At 64.8% G+C, this 3822-nt stretch carries 3 protein-coding genes; all 3 read left to right on the forward strand.

Going from position 1 to position 3822, the window contains the following annotated elements; all coding sequences use genetic code 11:
* Positions 1-541 (forward strand): flagellar assembly peptidoglycan hydrolase FlgJ (gene flgJ / locus CGX12_RS18860; protein ID WP_142995709.1); only part of this gene is annotated, 541 nt, incomplete at its 5' end.
* Positions 542-550: 9 nt separating this feature from the next.
* Positions 551-2476 (forward strand): flagellar hook-associated protein FlgK, encoded by a 1926-nt coding sequence (flgK, locus tag CGX12_RS18865; RefSeq protein WP_094041415.1) that lies wholly within the window; start codon positions 551-553, stop codon positions 2474-2476.
* 9 nt (positions 2477-2485) lie between these two features.
* A complete protein-coding gene (flgL, locus tag CGX12_RS18870; protein WP_094041416.1) occupies positions 2486-3709 on the forward strand; it encodes a flagellar hook-associated protein FlgL in 1224 nt (407 codons plus the stop codon).
* The last annotated feature ends 113 nt before the right edge of the window (positions 3710-3822 follow it).

Consider the following 3822-nt stretch of genomic DNA (forward strand, 5'->3'; position numbering starts at 1 on the left):
GCTCAGGGCCGCGGCCGAGGTGGCGGCCGCGGCCGCGAACAGCGTGACTCACAGCGCCAGCCAGCCCTTCCGCTCGCCGGAGGACTTTGTCAAACGGCTGCTGCCCGCCGCCACCGAGGCGGGCAAAAAGCTCGGCCTGGCGCCCGAGGCCATGATCGCCCAGGCGGCACTGGAAACCGGCTGGGGCAAGAAGATCATCGGCCGAAAAAATGGTGAATCCAGCCATAATCTTTTCGGCATCAAGGCCGATAAGAGTTGGCAGGCGGAAAAAACCTGGGTCAACACCCTGGAATACGAGCAGGGGATAGCGGTGAAGGTACAGGCGCCTTTCAGGTCTTACGCCTCCTTCAACGACAGCTTCAACGACTATGTGCGCTTTCTGCACGACAACCCGCGCTACGGCCGGGCGCTGGAGCAGACCGGCGAGCCGCGCCAGTACTTCAGGGCGTTGCAGCAGGCGGGCTATGCCACCGACCCCGGGTATGCCGACAAACTGACATCGATTTTCAATACCGTCACCCGACTGGTATCGCAAGCATAAGGACACCCCATGGCAATCGATCTGTATCAAACCGGTGTGAGCGGACTGATGGCGGCCCAGGCACAGCTGGCCACCACGGGGCACAACATCGCCAACGTCAATACCGAAGGCTACCATCGCCAGCGGGTTGAGCAGATCACCAGCACCGCCCTGCTGCAGGGCGGGCTGCACCTGGGCACCGGCACCCAGCTGTCGGACGTGACCCGGCTGTACCACGAGTACGCCTTCAAGGATCTCCTGGTCAACAACACCGAAAAGGCGGAAGCGGTGCAGCTGCACCAGCACCTGTCCTACCTGGACAGCAGCCTGAGCAACCTGAACAAGGGCATCACCACCAGCATGGACGACCTCTATGCCGCCATCAACGCCATCGTCGACAACCCCGGCGATCTCGGCAACCGGGAGATCATGCTGGCCAAGGCCGGCGATCTGGCCAGCCAGTTCAACCAGCTGTACGACAGCCTTACCCAGGAGATGAACATCAACAGCCGGGAGATCGGCTCCCGGGTCAAGTTCATCAACGAAACCACCGGCGCCATAGCAGCACTCAACCAGGAAATCCAGCAGGCCGGCATCAACGGCACCCCCAACGACCTGCTCGACAAGCGCGACAAGCTGATCAAGGAGCTGTCCGATGAGGTGAAGATCACCACGGTGAAGGACGCCAACACCGGCATGATCACCGTGTTGCTGGGCGGGCGCGAGCCCCTGGTGAGCGGGCCCCAGGCCTACCAGCTGCAGGAGCGGGCCGGTTCGCCGGACCCGACGCAGACCGAGCTGTACCTGCAGCACCCCGCCCGCCCCGATAGCGCCACCCGGCTGGACGGCGCCAGCTTGGGCGGTGAGCTGGGCGCCGTGTTCCGCTTTCGCGACCAGGTGCTGCCCCAGACCCTGAGCGACATGGGCAAGGCGGCGGTGGCCGTTGCCGACGTGTTCAACCAGATCCAGGCCCAGGGCGTGGATCTGAACGGCCAGCCGGGGCAGAACCTGTTCAACGACATCAACAGCCCCCAGGCCCAGGCCAGCCGCTTTCTCACCAGCAACGCCGGCGTGGCCGGCGCCGTGGCGATCACCGACACCGGCGCCCTGACCGGCGACGAGTACGAGCTGCGTTACCAGGGCGGGAACTACCTCTTTACCAACCTCACCACCGGCAAGAGCGAGACGGTCACGCCGGATGGCGACGGCAAGCTTAACCTGGACGGCTTCAGCCTCACCCTGACCGGCACCCCCGCCAACGAGGATCGCATGCTGGTGCGGCCCACCCGGCTGGGCACCAGCGAGCTGGGCCTGGCCATCGGCGACGGCAAGCAGATTGCCGCCTCCAGCCTGGTGATGGCCACCGCCAACGGCGACAACCCCGGCAATAGCCGGCTGGCGCTGACGGTGACCGACCCGGCCGACGCCGATTTTCCCACCCGCACCGATCCCCTGGTGGTCACCCTGGACGCCGCCGGCAATTACCAGGTGTTCCGCAAGAGCGATCCGTCCACGCCGCTGGCGGGCGGGGTTCTGGACCCGAACGACCCTGTCATCCAGGTGGCGGGCCTGGACATCACCGTGTCCGGCCAGGCCGGGGCGCCCCTCGATCGCTTTGAGGTTGAATACGCGGCCGGCTCCGGCAACAACGCCAACGCCCTGGTCTTTGCCGAGGTGAAAAGCCGGCAGTGGCTCAATGGCGGCCGCTCCACCCTGGGCCAGAGCCTGGATCAGACCACGGTGCGGGTGGGCTCCCAGGCCTACAATCAGCGTCTCAAGGCCGAAACGGCAAGCGCGGCCTATGATCAGTCCTTCAACCGGGTGCAGTCTCTGGTGGGGGTGAACCTGGACGAGGAAGCCGCCAACCTGCTGCGCTTTCAGCAGTCCTACATGGCCTCGGCGCGGGTGGTCACCGTGGCCTCCGAGACCATGAACACCCTGCTGCAGATTCGCTAAGGAGCCATGATGCGGGTTTCGACATTCAATATTTTCCAGTCCCAGCTGAACAACATCACCGGCAAGACGGCGACCGTGCATCAGCAGATGAACAAGCTGTCTTCCGGGGTGCGGGTGGAAACCGCGGGGGAAGACCCCGTGGCCATGAACAGCATCCTCAACTACAAGCAGGAGCTGCAGAAGATAGCCCAGTACAGCAAGAACATCGATCTGGCGGAAAACCGCCTGCGCCGGGAAGAATCGGCCCTGACGGTGGGTGAAAACCTGCTGCAGCAGAGCAAGGAGATACTGCTCAAGGCCAACAATGGCACCTTTACCCAGCAGGAGCGGGACGCCTATGCCACCGAACTCCGGCATCGCATCGGCGAAATGGTGGATCTGGCCAACAGCCGGGACGAGTTCGGCCAGTATATCTTCGGCGGCTTCCAGACCGACAATCCGCCCTTTTCCCTGCAGCCGGACGGCAGCGTGCGCTACCACGGCGATGGCGGCCAGCGCCAGATGGCGGTGGGCGACAGCGTCAAGGTGGCCATCAACCACGACGGCCGGCTGGTGTTCGGCCAGGCCGCCAACCCGCGCGGCGACTTTACCGCCGTCTATGCACTGACGGACCAGAGCCGGGAGCACAACCTGCGGGTGGAAAGCGCCCGCATCGGCGATGCCGCCGCCTTTGGCGACCGCCATCCCTACCAGGTGAGCTTTGCCGACAACGCCGGTACCCTGGAGATCACCATTACCGACGACGACGGCAACAGCCTGACCGAGCCCTTCGAGGCGGGCAAGGCCTACCGCCTGGACGGGGTGGATCTGGTGCTGAGCGGCGAGGCCCGGGCCGGGGACGGGATCACCCTGTCGTCGAACCAGAGCGACGGCACCGGCCAGGATCATATCGATGTGTTCGACACCCTCAATCGCGCCCTGGCCTGGCTGCAGCAGGACAACAACAACCCCAGCGGCCAGAGCGAGCTGACCGAGGTGCTGGACGGGCTGGACGCCATTTCCGGCCACTTCACCCGGGTGCGGGCCGACACCGGCAACCGGCTGCTGCGGCTGGACAACCAGAGAAACAACCACGAGGACATGACCCTGACCCTGGAAAAGGTGCGCAGCGGCATGGAGGATCTGGACTACGCCCAGGCCATCGGCGAACTCAACCAGACCATGGTGGCCCTGCAGGCCACCCAGACCATGTTCGGCAAGGTCCAGGGCATGAGCCTGTTCAACTATATCTGAGCCGAGGGCGTGGGGGGAAGGGGTGAAGCGTGAGGGGTGAAGCGTGAGGTGTGAGGGGTGAGGTGTGAGGCGTGAGGACGCCGCACCCCGGAGCGCTTGCTTCAACCCCACTC

Source organism: Zobellella denitrificans (assembly GCF_002237365.1).
GTDB classification, from domain to species: Bacteria; Pseudomonadota; Gammaproteobacteria; order Enterobacterales; family Aeromonadaceae; genus Oceanimonas; species Oceanimonas denitrificans.